Origin of the sequence: Actinosynnema sp. NPDC091369, assembly GCF_044757065.1 — a bacterium.
In the GTDB taxonomy this organism is placed as follows: Bacteria; Actinomycetota; Actinomycetes; order Mycobacteriales; family Pseudonocardiaceae; genus Actinosynnema.
In genome coordinates this window covers 709,077-723,154 of record NZ_JBIVUG010000003.1, presented here as the reverse complement: position 1 = coordinate 723,154, position 14,078 = coordinate 709,077, and the positions used below count along the sequence as shown (strand labels likewise).

The 14,078-nt window shown below is 72.7% G+C and carries 16 protein-coding genes; 7 read left to right on the top strand and 9 right to left on the bottom strand.

Translation table 11 applies throughout. The features are described from left to right. Nucleotides 1–8: 8 nt before the first annotated feature. Genes nadC through nadA form a run of 3 tightly spaced genes read right to left on the bottom strand, consistent with a single transcriptional unit; the run spans nucleotide 9 to nucleotide 3,480 of the window. Nucleotides 9–845 (bottom strand): carboxylating nicotinate-nucleotide diphosphorylase, encoded by an 837-nt coding sequence (gene nadC, locus ACIQMJ_RS16035; protein ID WP_499761713.1) that lies wholly within the window; start codon nucleotides 843–845, stop codon nucleotides 9–11. Further along, nucleotides 842–2,464: an L-aspartate oxidase gene (locus ACIQMJ_RS16030; RefSeq protein WP_499761712.1), complete on the bottom strand. Its 1,623-nt coding sequence runs from the start codon at nucleotides 2,462–2,464 to the stop codon at nucleotides 842–844. Before ACIQMJ_RS16030 ends, nadC begins: the two co-directional genes overlap by 4 nt. Next, nucleotides 2,461–3,480 carry a quinolinate synthase NadA gene (gene nadA / locus ACIQMJ_RS16025; protein WP_499761711.1) on the bottom strand — a complete coding sequence of 340 codons (1,020 nt, stop codon included), beginning with the start codon at nucleotides 3,478–3,480 and terminating at the stop codon, nucleotides 2,461–2,463. The genes ACIQMJ_RS16030 and nadA overlap by 4 nt, the downstream gene beginning before the upstream one ends. Before the next feature lie 64 nt (nucleotides 3,481–3,544). On the opposite strand from nadA, the gene ACIQMJ_RS16020 reads away from it, so the two are divergent. The 5 genes from ACIQMJ_RS16020 (at nucleotide 3,545) to ACIQMJ_RS16000 (ending at nucleotide 7,920) form a co-directional block, all read left to right on the top strand. Then, on the top strand, nucleotides 3,545–4,234 hold the full coding sequence (locus ACIQMJ_RS16020; RefSeq protein ID WP_499761710.1) for an NUDIX hydrolase: 690 nt from the start codon (nucleotides 3,545–3,547) through the stop codon (nucleotides 4,232–4,234). Further along, nucleotides 4,231–4,908, top strand: a complete 678-nt coding sequence (locus ACIQMJ_RS16015) for an LON peptidase substrate-binding domain-containing protein (RefSeq protein ID WP_499761709.1) — start codon at nucleotides 4,231–4,233, stop codon at nucleotides 4,906–4,908. The genes ACIQMJ_RS16020 and ACIQMJ_RS16015 overlap by 4 nt, the downstream gene beginning before the upstream one ends. A gap of 31 nt (nucleotides 4,909–4,939) precedes the next feature. Further along, a complete protein-coding gene (aroD, locus tag ACIQMJ_RS16010; protein WP_499761708.1) occupies nucleotides 4,940–5,674 on the top strand; it encodes a type I 3-dehydroquinate dehydratase in 735 nt (244 codons plus the stop codon). A 207-nt stretch (nucleotides 5,675–5,881) separates the two neighbouring features. Next, nucleotides 5,882–7,162 (top strand): MFS transporter, encoded by a 1,281-nt coding sequence (locus ACIQMJ_RS16005; RefSeq protein WP_499761707.1) that lies wholly within the window; start codon nucleotides 5,882–5,884, stop codon nucleotides 7,160–7,162. After that, entirely contained in the window at nucleotides 7,159–7,920 is a 762-nt protein-coding gene (locus tag ACIQMJ_RS16000; protein ID WP_499761706.1) for a putative hydro-lyase, read from the top strand. The genes ACIQMJ_RS16005 and ACIQMJ_RS16000 overlap by 4 nt, the downstream gene beginning before the upstream one ends. Here ACIQMJ_RS16000 and ACIQMJ_RS15995 read toward each other — a convergent pair. The 4 genes from ACIQMJ_RS15995 to bioD form a co-directional block, all read right to left on the bottom strand. Continuing rightward, nucleotides 7,917–8,513 (bottom strand): DUF2567 domain-containing protein, encoded by a 597-nt coding sequence (locus ACIQMJ_RS15995; protein ID WP_499761705.1) that lies wholly within the window; start codon nucleotides 8,511–8,513, stop codon nucleotides 7,917–7,919. The genes ACIQMJ_RS16000 and ACIQMJ_RS15995 overlap by 4 nt on opposite strands. Nucleotides 8,514–8,553: 40 nt before the next feature. Then, a complete protein-coding gene (gene bsaP / locus ACIQMJ_RS15990) occupies nucleotides 8,554–8,763 on the bottom strand; it encodes a biotin synthase auxiliary protein BsaP (RefSeq protein ID WP_246108029.1) in 210 nt (69 codons plus the stop codon). Beyond that, nucleotides 8,760–9,776 carry a biotin synthase BioB gene (gene bioB / locus ACIQMJ_RS15985; protein WP_499761704.1) on the bottom strand — a complete coding sequence of 339 codons (1,017 nt, stop codon included), beginning with the start codon at nucleotides 9,774–9,776 and terminating at the stop codon, nucleotides 8,760–8,762. Before bioB ends, bsaP begins: the two co-directional genes overlap by 4 nt. A 110-nt stretch (nucleotides 9,777–9,886) precedes the next feature. Then, nucleotides 9,887–10,603: a dethiobiotin synthase gene (gene bioD / locus ACIQMJ_RS15980; RefSeq protein ID WP_499761703.1), complete on the bottom strand. Its 717-nt coding sequence runs from the start codon at nucleotides 10,601–10,603 to the stop codon at nucleotides 9,887–9,889. Nucleotides 10,604–10,663: 60 nt separating this feature from the next. On the opposite strand from bioD, the gene ACIQMJ_RS15975 reads away from it, so the two are divergent. Both ACIQMJ_RS15975 and ACIQMJ_RS15970 read left to right on the top strand, forming a co-directional pair. Then, nucleotides 10,664–10,903, top strand: a complete 240-nt coding sequence (locus ACIQMJ_RS15975) for a glutaredoxin family protein (protein WP_499761702.1) — start codon at nucleotides 10,664–10,666, stop codon at nucleotides 10,901–10,903. A 1-nt stretch (nucleotide 10,904) separates the two neighbouring features. After that, the gene (locus tag ACIQMJ_RS15970; RefSeq protein ID WP_499761701.1) at nucleotides 10,905–11,534 is read left to right on the top strand and encodes a hypothetical protein; all 630 of its coding nucleotides are present in this window, start codon (nucleotides 10,905–10,907) and stop codon (nucleotides 11,532–11,534) included. On the opposite strand, the gene ACIQMJ_RS15965 is transcribed toward ACIQMJ_RS15970, so the two are convergent. Together ACIQMJ_RS15965 and ACIQMJ_RS15960 are read right to left on the bottom strand one after the other, a co-directional pair. Further along, a complete protein-coding gene (locus ACIQMJ_RS15965) occupies nucleotides 11,514–12,782 on the bottom strand; it encodes an adenosylmethionine--8-amino-7-oxononanoate transaminase (RefSeq protein WP_499761700.1) in 1,269 nt (422 codons plus the stop codon). The genes ACIQMJ_RS15970 and ACIQMJ_RS15965 overlap by 21 nt on opposite strands. Next, the gene (locus ACIQMJ_RS15960; protein WP_499761699.1) at nucleotides 12,769–13,998 is read right to left on the bottom strand and encodes a cytochrome P450 family protein; all 1,230 of its coding nucleotides are present in this window, start codon (nucleotides 13,996–13,998) and stop codon (nucleotides 12,769–12,771) included. Before ACIQMJ_RS15960 ends, ACIQMJ_RS15965 begins: the two co-directional genes overlap by 14 nt. Between the last annotated feature and the right edge of the window lie 80 nt (nucleotides 13,999–14,078).

Sequence of the window (14,078 nt, the reverse complement as noted above, 5' to 3'; positions counted from 1 at the left end):
GTCGGCGGCTAGCGCAGGTCCAGCCCCAGGTCGAGCGCCGGGGCGGAGTGCGTGAGGCCGCCGACGGCCAGGTAGTCCACGCCGGTCTCGGCGTAGGACCTGGCCACGTCCAGCGTGAGCCCGCCGGACGCCTCCAGCGTGACGCCACCCGCCCGGCGCACCGCTTCCGCGCACTCGGCGGCGGTGAAGTTGTCCAGCAGCACGAGTTCCGCGCCCTCGGCGACGGCCTCGTCCAGCTGGTCCAGCGAGTCGACCTCGACCTCGCACGGCAGGTGCGGCGCGTGGGCGCGCACGGCGGCCAGCGCCGCCCGCACCGAACCCGCGGCGCGCACGTGGTTGTCCTTGATCAGCACCGCGTCGCCGAGGCCGAGCCGGTGGTTGACGCCCCCGCCGCAGCGCACCGCGTACTTCTCCAGCAGCCGCAGGCCCGGCAGGGTCTTGCGGGAGTCGCGCACCCGCGCCTTGGTGCCCGCGACCTCGTCCACCCAGGCGGCGGTGAGCGTGGCCACGCCGGACAGGTGGCACAGCAGGTTCAGCGCGGTGCGCTCGGCGGTGAGCAGGCCGCGCACCGGGCCGCGCAGCACCAGCGCGGGCTCGCCGGGCACGGCCTTGTCGCCGTCCCGTCGCTGCTCCAGCACGTCCACGTCGGTGACCTGCCGGAACACCTCCAGCGCCACCGGGATGCCCGCGAGCACACCGGCCGCGCGGGGCGTCAGCTCCGCCACGGCCACCGCGTCCGCGGGCACGGTCGCCTCGGTCGTCGCGTCCGCGCCGTACCGCAGGTCCTCCTCCAGCGCCGTCGCGATCACGCGCCGCGCGTCGTCCAGATCGAGTTCGAGGTTCATGCCACTCCCCTGGCCACTGCCGGATCGGCCAGCACCGGCTGGCCGGACGGGTTGAGCCGGACCACCTGGCTGCGCTGCCAGCGCACCTCGTCCCGCTCGGTGAAGTCGGTGCGCACGTGGCAGCCGCGCGACTCCTCGCGCTGCGCCGCCGCCGCGATCAGCGCCCGCGCGGCCACCGTGAGCGCCGCGTCCTCGACCAGTTCCCGGCTGTCCAGCTTCCGGTCCGCAGTGGACAGGTCGAGCACCGAGCCGACCACCGCCAAGCCTTCCGCGTCACGGCCGATCGCCGCGTACCGGGACATGACGCGCTGCAACGAGTCCCGGGCCGCGACCGGCGCCGTCGGCAGCTCCACCGCGCCCGACGCCGACGGCTTGGCCAGCACGCCCAGCGCCAGGTCCGCCGCGACCGCCTCGGCCGCCCGCGTGCCCACGACCAGACCTTCGAGCAGGCTGTTGGACGCCAGCCGGTTCGCGCCGTGCAGCCCGGTGCGGGCCACCTCGCCCGCCGCGTACAAGCCGGTCACGCCCGTTCGTCCGTCCACATCGGACACGACACCGCCGCACGCGAAGTGCGCCGCGGGCGCGACCGGGATCGGCTCGCCCGCCGGGTCGACGCCCGCCGCGAGACAGGCCGCGTGCACGGTCGGGAACCGGCGCGCGAAGTCGGAGATGCCCGTGGCGTCGAGGAACACGTGGTCGTCCACTCCGCCCGGACCGCCCGCCATGTGCCGGGTGATCGCCGCCGCCACCACGTCGCGCGGCGCCAGGTCCTCCAACGGGTGCACGCCGCGCATGACCCGCGCGCCGGTCGCGTCGACCAGCACCGCGCCCTCGCCGCGCACCGCCTCCGTGACCAGCGGGCAGCGGCCACGCGCGCCGCGACCGGTGTAGAGCACGGTCGGGTGGAACTGGACGAACTCGACGTCCGCCGCCACCGCGCCCGCGCGCAGCGCCAGCGCCAAGCCGTCGCCGGTCGCGACCTCCGGGTTTGACGTGGCCTGGTAGAGCTGGCCGAGGCCGCCGCTGGCCAGCAGCACCGCGGGCGCGCCGAGCACGCCGGGCACGCCGTTGCCGTCCAGCACCAGCAGGCCGCACACCTGGCCGAGCGGCGTGCGCACCGCGTCCACCGCCACGTGGTTCTCCAGCACCGGCACCCGACCGTCGGACGCCGCCGCCAGCAACGCGCGCTCGACCTCCGCGCCGGTCGCGTCACCTCCCGCGTGCACTACCCGGAACGCGCTGTGCCCGCCCTCCCGCGTGCGGGCCAGCCGACCGGTCGGCGCGGCGTCGAACACCGCGCCGCGCTCGCGCAGCCGCGCCACCGCGGCCGGCCCGCCGGAGATGATCGCGTCGACCGCGGCCTCGTCGCACAGCCCGGCCCCGGCCACCAGCGTGTCGCGCACGTGCGCGTCGACCGTGTCGCCCTCGTCGTGCTCGCCGGGCAGCACGACGGCCACGCCGCCCTGCGCCCACCGGGTGTTGCCGTCCTCGCCGGCGGCCTTGGTCACCACCAGGACCCGCAGCCCCAGCTCACGCGCGCGCAGCGCCGCCGTCAGACCGGCCACACCCGTGCCGACGACCAGCAGGTCGGCGCGGGCCTCCCACAGGGGGGTGTTCATTCCCCGCCGCCGGGCTGCCCGATCTCGATCATGCGCTGCACCGCGCCCTGGGCCCGCTTCGCGGTCTCCAGGTCCACGTGCACCTCGTCCTTGCCCTCGCGCAGCCCGCGCAGCAGGGCGGCCGGGGTGATCATCTTCATGTACCGGCACGACGCCCGGTCGTTCACCGCGCGGAAGTCGATCTCCGGCGCGGCCCGGCGCAGCTGGTGCAGCATGCCGATCTCGGTGGCCACCAGCACCGTCTTCGCACTGGTCCGCCGCGCGGCGGTGATCATGTCGCCGGTGGAGAGGATCTTGACCTTCTCCGCCGGGACGGTGCCCTCGCCCGCGAGGTAGAGCGCCGACGTGGCGCAGCCGCACTCGGGGTGGATGAACAGGTCGGCTTCCGGGTTCGCGGCCGCGCGCTCGGCCAGCTCGGGGCCGTTGATGCCCGCGTGGACGTGGCACTCGCCCGCCCAGATGTGCAGGTTCTCCCGGCCCGTCTCGCGCTTGACGTGCGCGCCCAGGAACTGGTCCGGCAGGAACAGCACCTCGCGGTCGGCCGGGATCGACCGCACCACGTCCACGGCGTTCGACGAGGTGCAGCAGATGTCGGTCTCCGCCTTCACCTCGGCCGTGGTGTTGACGTAGGAGACGACGATCGCACCGGGGTGCTCGGCCTTCCACGCGCGCAACTGCTCGCCCGTGATCGAGTCGGCCAGCGAGCAGCCCGCCCGCTCGTCCGGGATGAGGACCGTCTTGTGCGGCGCGAGGATCTTCGCCGTCTCGGCCATGAAGTGCACGCCGCAGAACACGATGGTGGACGCGTCGCTCGCGGCCGCGATGCGGCTGAGCGCCAGGGAGTCCCCGGTGTGGTGGGCGATGTCCTGGATCTCGGGCAGCTGGTAGTTGTGCGCCAGGATGACCGCGTCCCGCTGCCGCGCCAGCTCCAGCACCTCGTCCCGCCATGCGGCGTCCGGCGCGATCCCGTCGTAGGCGCCGTCCGAGGTTCGCTCCACGTAGGCGGTAGCGACCATGGGTTCCTCCCTAGAGCCAGGTTTTCGCCTATCGGTCGAAAACGTGGCCGATAGTATCAGCCGAGTGGGACTGGCGGAACATGAAGTACTGGCCGCGGTGCTCCAGGTGAGAGCCGGATCACTCCAGGTCATGCTGTGGGAGCGCGCCCGCGAACCGCACGCTCACCGCTGGTCACTGCCCGGTGGCGGACTGGGCGACGACGAGGACGTCGAGGCTTCGATCCGCCGTCAGCTGGCGGAAAAAGTCGACGTGCGACAGTTGTCACACGTCGAGCAGCTGGCCGTGTTCAGCACGCCCTCGCGGGTGCCCGGACCACGCGTGGTGGCGACCGCGTTCCTCGGCCTGGTGCCGTCGCACATCGACCCGGTGGTGCCGACGGACACCGCGTGGCACCCGGTGGACGCGCTGCCCGCGACCGCGTTCGACCACGAGGCGATCTGCCGCCGCGCCCGGCACCGGCTCGCGTCGAAGCTGTCCTACACCAACCTCGGCTTCGCGCTGGCGCCGCCGGAGTTCACCATCTCCGCGCTGCGCGCGCTGTACTCGGCGGCGCTGGGCTACAAGGTGTCGGCGACCAACCTGCAACGCGTGCTGTCGCGGCGGGGGTTGCTGGAGCCCACCGGCGGGACCGTGCAGCCGGGGCCGTCCGGCGGCAGGCCCGCCGCGCTGTTCCGGTTCGTGTCCGGCGAGATGCGGGTCACCGACCCGTTCGCCGTGCTGCGGCCACCGTCCACCCGTAGCTTGAGTTCGTGACCACGACGCTCCCCCTGTTCCCGCTGGGCACCGTGCTGCTGCCCGGGGCGTCCCTGCCGCTGCACGTGTTCGAGCCGCGGTACCGGCAGTTGACCGTCGACCTCGTGACGGGCGCGGTGCCGGAGAAGACGTTCGGCGTGGTGTCGATCAAGCAGGGGTGGGAGGTCGGCGCGGAGAACGTCGAGGCGCTGTCCGACGTCGGGTGCACGGCCGTGCTCCAGGAGGCGCGGCGGCTGCCGGACGGCCGGTTCGACCTGACCACGAAGGGCGGCCGGCGGTTCCGGTTGCTGGAGGTCGACGAGGAGAGCGCGCCGTACCTCGTCGCGACGGTGCAGTGGCTGCCGGACACGGCCGCGCCGCCGGAGGTGGAGGCGGTGCTGCCGCTGCTGGCGGAGAGCGCGCGGGCGGCGCACGAGCGCTACCGGCAGGCGGCGTACCAGAGCGTGGGGCGACCGCCCGGCCCGGACACGGCGGTGGCGGACCTGGCGTACGCGTTGGCCGGGGACTGCCTGCTGACGCTGGAGGACCGGCAGCGGCTGCTGGAGGAGACCTCGCCCGCGCGGCGGTTGCGGATGGTGCGGAAGGTGCTGCACCGCGAAGCGGGCATTCTGGACGCGTTGAGCGCGGTGCCCGCGCCGTTGTCGGAATTGGGCACCCTGCCTCATCGCAACTGACCGTCCGGGCGACCGGTGTAGGATGCCGCGAATGAACGGCATGCGCGCGCTGCTCGGACTCGACCTGCCCCTGATCGCGGTGAGTTTCTCCGACGACGACAGCGAGCGGGCGGCGGCACAGGCCCGTTCGGTCGGGGTCGACGTGGCCGAATTGCGCATCGACCGGTTCTCCCGGACCGATGTCGGGCACGTGCTGGCGCAGGTGCGGGCGTTCGACGGGCTGCCGGTGCTGGCGACCGTGCGCTCGGCGGCGGAGGGCGGCGGGTGGAGCGGCGGCGAGGAGGCCCGGCTCGAGCTGTTCCGCGAGGTGGCGCCCCTGGTGGACGCGGTGGACGTGGAGCTGTCGGCACGGGAGGTCGTGGCCGACGTGGTGGCTGCGGCGCACGCGCACGACGCGCTGGCGATCGTGTCGTACCACGATTTCGACCACACTCCCGAAATCGGTGAGCTCGACGCCGTCGTGCGCGGGGCGAAAGAGGTCGGCGCGGATATCGTGAAGATTTCCACGATGGCCACGACGGCGGCCGACCTGAAGAGGTTGGCGTCATTGCTGGTGAATTCCGGTGATACCGAGATGATTGTCATCGCGATGGGCGGGATTGGTACCGCGTCGCGCATCTTCTTCCCCGCGCTCGGTTCCCGGTTGACTTACACGTTCATCGGCCACCAGCCCACGTCGGGTCAGCTCGACTACGCCGAGACGTCGGCGTTGATCCGCAAGTTCTACCCCGCGTACGACGAGCGGAAGGGCGCCGTCGACGCCTGAGCGTTCAACTCGGGGGTCGTGGACGTAGGACACGGTCGTTCTGGGCGTAGGACACGCCCGACGCGAGGGGACGACTCGCGCGGGCGTGCGGGAGCGTGCGCGAGATCCGGGGTGTTGATTCGTCCTATTGCCCCCTAGTGGGATTGTTCAACAATCCTCTAGCGTGTGGGCCACGGCACACCCTCTCGGCTGCGAGGTGACCCCGACATGAGCACCCCGGACATGAGCAACACGGACACCGACACCACCAAGGACGACCAAGGCCCGTTCGCCTGGTTCCACACGCTGGGACGCAACGGCAAGCGGGCGTTCGTCGGCGCGTTCGGCGGCTACGGACTGGACGCCTACGACTTCCAGGTCCTGCCCCTGAGCCTGGTCGCCATCACCGCCTACTTCGGCCTCACCACGGGCGAAGCGGGCCTGCTCACCACCGTCACGCTGGTCGTCTCCGCCCTCGGTGGCGCGATCGCGGGCATCCTCGCGGACCGCATCGGCCGCGTCCGCACCCTGATGATCACCGTCATCACCTACGCCGTCTTCACCGTCCTGTGCGGCTTCGCCACCAGCTACGAGACGCTGCTGGTCTTCCGCGCCCTGCAGGGCTTGGGCTTCGGCGGCGAGTGGGCGGCGGGCGCGATCCTCGTCGCCGAGTACTGCAAGCCGCGGTACCGGGGCCGCACGGTCGCGTTCATCCAGAGCTCGTGGGCCGTCGGGTGGGGCCTGAGCGTCGTCGTCTACACCGCCGTGTTCAGCTTCCTGCCGCCCGACCTGGCCTGGCGCGTGCTGTTCTGGACCGGCGCGATCCCCGCGGTCCTCGTCTTCTACGTCCGCCGCAACGTCAAGGACGCGCCCCGGGCCGAACGGGCGCCGGCGACCGGCCCGACCAGGGGCCGCTTCCGGGACGTCTTCCGAGGCGAGCTCGGCCGCACCACGCTGTTCGCCGCGCTCCTGGCCACCGGCGTCCAGGGCGGCTACTACACGCTGGCCGGCTGGGTGCCCACGTTCCTCAAGACCGAACGCGGCCTCAGCGTCGTCGGCACCGGCGGCTACCTGGCCCTGCTGATCAGCGGCGCGTTCGCGGGCTACCTCACCGGCGGCTACCTGACCGACCGGCTGGGCCGCAAGCGCACGTTCACCCTGTTCGCCGTGCTCAGCGCGCTGCTCATCGTGCTGTTCACCAACATCCCGACCGGCGCGAACAGCCTGATCCTGCTGGTCACGTTCCCGCTCGGGTTCACCACCTCGGCGATCTTCAGCGGGTTCGGCTCCTACCTCGCCGAGCTGTACCCGACCGAGCTGCGCGGCACCGGCCAGGGCTTCACCTACAACTTCGGCCGCGGCGTCGGCGCGTTCTTCCCCGCGCTGGTGGGGTTCCTGGCCGGGAGCATGGGCGTCGGCGGCGCGATGATCTTCGGCGCGGTCGGCTACGGCATCGCCGTCCTCGCCCTGTTCGGCCTCCCCGAGACGAAGGGCGTGGAGCTGCGATGACGACGATGACACCGGCGCAGGTCCGCGCGCACCACGACGGCCCGACGGCCGGGCTCGCGGACGGCCACGCCCAGGCCAACCTCATCGCGGTCCCCGCGGACTGGGCCTACGACGTGCTGCTGTTCACCCAGCGCAACCCCAAGCCGTGCCCGGTCCTCGACGTCACCGACCCGGGCAGCACCACGACCGTCCTGGCGGACAACGCCGACCTGATGCGCGACCTGCCCCGCTACCGGGTCTGGGAGCACGGCGAGCTGGTCGACGAGCCCACCGACGCCTCCGGGTACTGGCGGGACGACCTGGTCGCGTTCCTCATCGGGTGCAGCTTCACGTTCGAGTCCGCGCTCAAGCAGGCGCACGTCCCGCTGCGGCACGTCGAGCAGCGCGTCAACGTGCCGATGTACGTGACCGACCGCGAGTGCCGCCCCGCCGGGCGCCTGCACGGCCCGGTGGTCGTCTCGATGCGCTACGTCCCGGCCGACCTGGTCGAGACCGCGCGGGAGGTCACGGCCCGGATGCCCGCCGTGCACGGCGCGCCGGTCCACGTGGGCGATCCGGGCGCGCTCGGCATCGCGGACCTGGACCGGCCCGACTTCGGCGACCGGACCGCACCGCACGAGGGCGACGTGCCGGTGTTCTGGGCGTGCGGCGTGACGCCGCAGGCGGCCGTGATGGCCTCGAAACCGCCGTTCGCGATCACCCACGCGCCGGGGCACATGTTCGTCACCGACGTGCCGGACACCGCCTACCGGCTCTAGCCGAGCCGACGGCCGAGGTCGTCCAGACCGTTCCACGCGGCCAGGCAGCCGTACGCCAGCGCCGTGCCCAAGGGCCACGCCAGCAAGCCCCACCACGTCTCCAGCACCGGGGCCAGGGCGATCACGTCACCCACCGCGGGCGCGGCGTCGACGGCGTACCGGCTGCCCGCGGCGCCCTTGCCGGTCAGCTGCGCCAGGTAGGCCGCCGCCGCACCGCCGAGCGTGGCCGCCAGCATCACGACCGGGCCGCGCCGCTCCCGCAGCAACCACACCGCGATGCCGGTGACCAGCCCGGCGGCCAGCCCCATGAGCACGAACAGCATCAGCCCGTCGAGCCGGTGGTAGCTCTCGCCGGTGACCGGGATCAGCGCCCCGTCCTGCTGCGCCACCACGTTCTGCGGCGGCGCCAGCCGCGCCCACAGCCACCCCAGGGGCAGGCCGAACAGCGAGATCGCCGAGAGCACGGAGAACGCGGGCAGCAGGTCGCGCTTCACCACGACGCCCGGCCGCTGCACCACGTAGTAGTACTCGAACGCCGGCGCGGGTGGCACCCGAACGGGCGTCGCCCGCTCGTCCACCGGTTGCTCCGCCACCCGACGACCTCCCTGCACCCGTGACCAGATGCAGGGCAGGTTACCGCGCTGAGGTGATCTCGCCGTGACGGCTGCACGTGGCCGTCCACCCGGCGGGCGTCACCTGCACCACCATCCGCCGCGCGCACTCCGCGCAGAACCTCGGCGGGTCGATCACGCCCAGCCGTGAGGCGCACGCGGAGTGGTCGCCCTCCGCGCGCGCCTTGCCGCAATACCCGCAGTACGTCACCGCACCCAGTCCCGTGGTCACAGGGTCTTGCTCAGTTCCTTGATCGGCATGGACAGCTCGGTCAGCATGTCGAGGTCCTGCTGCGCGGGCCGGCCGAGGTTGGTCAGGTAGTTGCCGACGATGATCGCGTTGACGCCGCCCAGCATGCCCTGCTTGGCGCCGAGGTCGCCGAAGGTCAGCTCCCGGCCGCCCGCGAAGCGCAGGATCGTGCGCGGCAGGGCGAGCCGGAACGCGCCGACGGTCCGCAGCGCCTCGGGGCCCTCGACCACCGGGTAGTTCTCGTACGGCGTGCCGGGGTTGGGGATCAGGAAGTTCAGCGGCACCTCGTCGGGCTCCAGCTCGGCGAGCTGCACGGCGAACTCGGCGCGCTGCTCCAGCGTCTCGCCCATGCCGATGATGCCGCCGCAGCAGACCTCCATGCCCGCCGCGCGGATCATCTTCAGCGTGTCCCAGCGCTCTTCCCACGAGTGCGTGGTGACCACGTTCGGGAAGTGGGAGCGGGCCGTCTCCAGGTTGTGGTTGTAGCGGTGGACGCCCATCTCCACCAGCTCGTCCACCTGCTCCTGGGTGAGCATGCCGAGCGAGCACGCGATCTGGATGTCGTTGCCGTCCTCGCGGATGGCCTTGATGCCGTCGCGGACCTGCGACAGCAGCCGCTTGTCCGGCCCGCGCACCGCGGCCACGATGCAGAACTCGGTCGCGCCGGTCTCGGCGGTCTGCCGGGCGGCCTTGACCAGGCCGGGGATGTCCAGCCACGCCGAGCGCACCGGCGAGGGGAACTGCCCCGACTGGGAGCAGAAGTGGCAGTCCTCGGGGCACCCGCCGGTCTTGAGCGACACGATGCCCTCGACCTCGACCTCCGGCCCGCACCAGCGCATCCGCACCGCGTGCGCGAGCTCCAGCAGCTCCGGGATGCGGTCGTCGGGCAGTCGCAGGACTTCCAGCACCTGCTCCTCGGACAGCCCGACGCCCTGCTCCAGCACCTGCTCGCGGGCTACGCCGAGGACATCGACCTGTTCGGGGGCTGCGGTCACGACTTCTCCTCGTCAACTCCGGCGGTGGTCCGCCGTGCAGTCTGCCGCACGGAGCCCGGCGCGCCCCAGCGACGTGCGTCACTGGTTCGGTCAACCCGCGCCGGACCGCGTCAGCACGTGTGCGGCGCGGCGAACTTCTCCGGGTCGAACGTGCCGCCGAACCACGGCGAGAGACCTTCCCGGGCCGTCGCCACGAACTCGTCGCGCCCCAGCGCCGCCGCGCCGTCGGGCAGCACGCCCAGCAGCGGCGCGCCCGCGGCCTCCGGCAGGTCGACCAGGTTGGTGCGGGTGGCCAGGTCGGGGACGGCGGGCCAGCGGCCCACCACCACCCCGACCGACTCCAGGCCGCGGCGCAGCAGGGCCTCGGCGGTCAGCGCCGTCATGTTCAACGTGCCCAGGCCGGGGTGCGCGACGACGAGCACCGGCGCGTTGAGCGCCCACGCCGCGTCGGCGATGGTCGAGCCCGCGTCGTCGAACCGGACCAGCAGCCCGCCCGCGCCCTCGACGAGCACGAGGTCGTGCGTCTCGTCCAGCGCCACGGCCGCCGACGCGACCTCGCTGGGGTGCACGGTGGGCAGGCCGGACCGGCGCGCGGCCGTGGCGGGGGCCAGCGGTTCGGGGTAGCGGCGCAGCTCCCGGGTGGTGACGGGGCCCGCGAGGCGGACCACCTCGGCGAGGTCGCCGGGCTCGCCGTCGGCGATGCCGGTCTGCGCGGGCTTGAGCACGGCGACCCGTCGACCTTCGGCCGCGGCCAACGCCGCCAGGGCGGCGACGACCACGGTCTTGCCGACCTCGGTGCCCGTGCCGGTGATCACGAGGACGCTCACGGCCACTCACCCTAAGCCTATGCGGAGCGTTGCGGTCCTCCGCGTTCTACAGTCACCACCATGAGTGAGATCGTTCTCTACGGGGCGAACTGGTGCGGCGACTGCCGGCGGGCCAAGGCGTGGCTGCGGGAGCACGAAGTGCCCTTCACCGAGGTCGACGTCGAACACGACGACGCGGCGCGCGACAAGGCGATCGAGATCGCCGGCGGGCGCAAGAACATCCCGGTGGTCGTGCTGCCCGACGGCCGCGTCCTGGTGGAGCCGACCAACTCCGAGCTCGCCGCCGCGGTCCACGGCTGACGTGGGCAAGAACGGCAGGCGCAGGCGCCGGCAACAGGGTTCCCAGCGCGCCCGCGACGCCGCGTCGGTGCGCACCGCCACCCGGCCGGCCGACAAGCCGAAGAACTGGTTCCAGCGGCAGCACGGCGGAGTGCAGACCCTCATCGTCCTGGGTGTCACCGCATCGGTGGTCGTCGGGCACTTCGTGCTGTGGGGTTCGATCTTCCCGGCGCTGGGCGCGGCGGTCGGCCGCGTGCCGGTCGTGTCGACCGCCACCGGCTGGCTGTTCGGCGGCGGCGCGTTCCTGGCGTGGGGCGTGGTGGCCATCAACCACGACACCGCCAAGCCGGAGACGGTGGCACGGCTGCGCGTCGTGGCGTGGGTGTGGTCGGCGGTCGCGGTGGAGCTGTTCCCGACCGGGTACGCCAACGGCATCAGCCTGCCGGTGGACTTCTGGGCGGGCGTGTACGCGGGCGCCTACGGCGTGCTCCTCAGCCCGGTGGCCCTCGGCGTGGTGGCGCTGGGCTGGTGGCTGCTGGTCAACAAGCTCGGCGGGCACAAGGAGGAGCCGAGCAACCAGGCGGTCGGCTGGATCTGCGTCGGGTACGCGACGCTGCTGCTCGTGTGGGGCTCAACCCTGCTGCGCCTGTGACGCCTCGGCGGCGGCGACGACGGCGGCGGCGATGGCGGCCACGTCGTCGTCACCGCTGATGAACGGCGGCATGGTGTAGATCAGGTCGCGGAACGGCCGCAGCCACACCCCGTGGTCGACGGCCGCGGCGGTGGCGGCGGCCATGTGCACCGGGTGGTCGAGCTGCACCACGCCGATCGCGCCGAGCACCCGCACGTCACCGGGCGCGTGCGCGAGGCCCGACCGCAGCCCGGCCTCGATCCTGCGCACCGACGACCGCCAGTCCTGCGCCAGCAGCAGGTCCGTGGACGCCAGCGCGACCGCCGACGCCAGCGGGTTGCCCATGAACGTCGGCCCGTGCGCCAGCACCGGCACCTCTCCGCGCGAGATGCCGTCGGCCACCCGGGGCGTGCACAGGGTCGCGGCCATCGACAGGTAACCGCCGGTCAGCGCCTTGCCCAGGCACATGATGTCGGGGCTGATCCCGGCGTGGTCGGCGGCGAACAGCTCGCCGGTGCGGCCGAAGCCGGTGGCGATCTCGTCGAAGATCAGCAGCACGTCGTGCGCCAGCGTCAGCTCGCGCAGCACGTGCAGGTAGCGCGGGTCGTGGAAGCGCATCCCGCCCGCGCCCTGCACCACCGGCTCCACGATGACCGCGGCCAGCTCGCCCGCGTGCGCCTCGACCAGGTCGGCCAGCTCCTGCACGTACGCGGTGTCCAGCTCGCGCGGCGGCGCGGAGGCGAACACCTGCTCCGGCAGCACGCCCCGCCACAGCGAGTGCATCCCGCCTTCCGGGTCGCACACCGCCATCGGCTGGAACGTGTCGCCGTGGTACCCGCCGCGCCACGTCAGCAGCCGCCGCTTCTCCGGCCGGCCCCGCGACCGCCAGTGCTGCAACGCCATCTTGATCGCGACCTCGACCGACACCGAGCCCGAGTCGCACAGGAACACGTGCCGCAACGGCTCCGGCGTGATCTCCACCAGCCGTGCCGCCAGGGCCACCGCGGGCTCGTGGGTCAGGCCGCCGAACATGACGTGGCTCATCCGGCCGAGCTGGTCGCGCACCGCCGCGTCGAGCACGGGGTGGCGGTAGCCGTGGATCGCGGCCCACCACGACGACATGCCGTCGACGAGCTCGCGCCCGTCGTCCAGCCGGAGCCGGACACCCTCGGCCGAGGAGACCACCAGCGGCTCGTGGGTGCCCGGCATCGGGCCGTACGGGTGCCAGACGTGCGCCTGGTCCAGCTTCAGCAGCTCATCGCGCTCCACGAGGCGTCAGGCTAACCGGCAGCTTCTCCAGGCCGCGGATGAGCGTGCCCTGCCGCCACGTCAGCGCGTCGGGGTCCGCGGCGAGGGCGACGTCGAACCGGTCGATCAACGCCCCGATGGCGATCTCGCCCTCCATGCGGGCCAGCGGCGCGCCCAGGCAGTAGTGGATGCCGTGGCCGAAGGCCAGGTGCCCGGTGGCCTGCCGGGTGATGTCGAGCCGGTCCGGGTCCGGGAACCGGGAGGCGTCGCGGTTGGCGCCGGACAGCGAGACCACCACCACGCTGTCCTTCGGGATCACCACGTCGCCCAGCTCGACGTCCTCGTTCGTGTAGCGGAACGTCGCCTGGTTGACGGGGCTCTCGAAGCGCAGGACCTCCTCGACCGCGCCGGGCAGCAGCGACCGGTCGGCGCGCAGCGCCGCCAGCTGCTCGGGGTTGCGCACCAGGTGGTACACGCCGTTGGCGATCAGGTTGACCGTCGTCTCGTGCCCGGCGACCAGGAGCAGGAACGCCATGGCGATCAGCTCCATCTGGTCGAGCCGGTCGCCGTCCTCGTCGGCCTGCACCAGCGCCGAGAAGAAGTCGTCGCCGGGCGCGGTCCGCTTGTGCTCGACCAGCTTCGCCAGGTAGCCCGCCATCTGGGCGCCCGCCTGCTGGAGCTGCTCCGGTTCGCCGTTGCCGGCGACCAGGACGTTGGACCACACGCGGAACTCGTCGCGCTCGTCCATGGGCACGTCGAGCATCTCGCAGATCACCGTGATGGGCAGCGGGAACGCGAGCGCGTCGACCAGGTCGACGTCGCCCTTCTCCCCCGCCTCGTCCAGGAGCCGGTCGGTGATCTCCCGGATGCGGGGCCGCAGCTGCTCGACCCGCCGGGCGGTGAACGCCTTGGTGACGAGCTTGCGCAGCCGCGTGTGGTGCGGCGGGTCCATGTTCAGCATGTGCTGCACCAGGGACTCGTCGAACTTGGGCGCGTCGCCGCCGCCGATCCGGTTGCGCTCCATGACCTCGGGGAAGCGCTCCCAGTGCTTGCTGAACCTCGGGTCGGCCAGCGCCGACCGCGCCTCCTCGTACCGGGTGACCAGCCACGCCTTCGTGCCGCGCGGCAGCACGATCTCGGTGGCCGCCGCCTCTTCGCGCAGCCGCGCGTGGTAGGCGTGCGGGTCGGCGAAGTACTCCTCGCCGAGCACGTCGAGACCGGCGATCTTCTCCCCCACGGGGACCCCCTCCTCGTTTGAGTTAACCCTGTTCACTCAAACGATCCGAGGCTTCCTCTTGTCCCCGATTGCTGGGTTTG

Bases quoted from the DNA above. Each gene is read 5' to 3' on its own strand.
- nadC (WP_499761713.1), bottom strand. From the start codon at position 845: ATGAACCTCGAACTCGATCTGGACGACGCGCGGCGCGTGATCGCGACG.
- ACIQMJ_RS16030 (WP_499761712.1), bottom strand. From the start codon at position 2,464: ATGAACACCCCCCTGTGGGAGGCCCGCGCCGACCTGCTGGTCGTCGGC.
- nadA (WP_499761711.1), bottom strand. From the start codon at position 3,480: ATGGTCGCTACCGCCTACGTGGAGCGAACCTCGGACGGCGCCTACGAC.
- aroD (WP_499761708.1), top strand. From the start codon at position 4,940: ATGAACGGCATGCGCGCGCTGCTCGGACTCGACCTGCCCCTGATCGCG.
- ACIQMJ_RS16005 (WP_499761707.1), top strand. From the start codon at position 5,882: ATGAGCACCCCGGACATGAGCAACACGGACACCGACACCACCAAGGAC.
- ACIQMJ_RS16000 (WP_499761706.1), top strand. From the start codon at position 7,159: ATGACGACGATGACACCGGCGCAGGTCCGCGCGCACCACGACGGCCCG.
- ACIQMJ_RS15975 (WP_499761702.1), top strand. From the start codon at position 10,664: ATGAGTGAGATCGTTCTCTACGGGGCGAACTGGTGCGGCGACTGCCGG.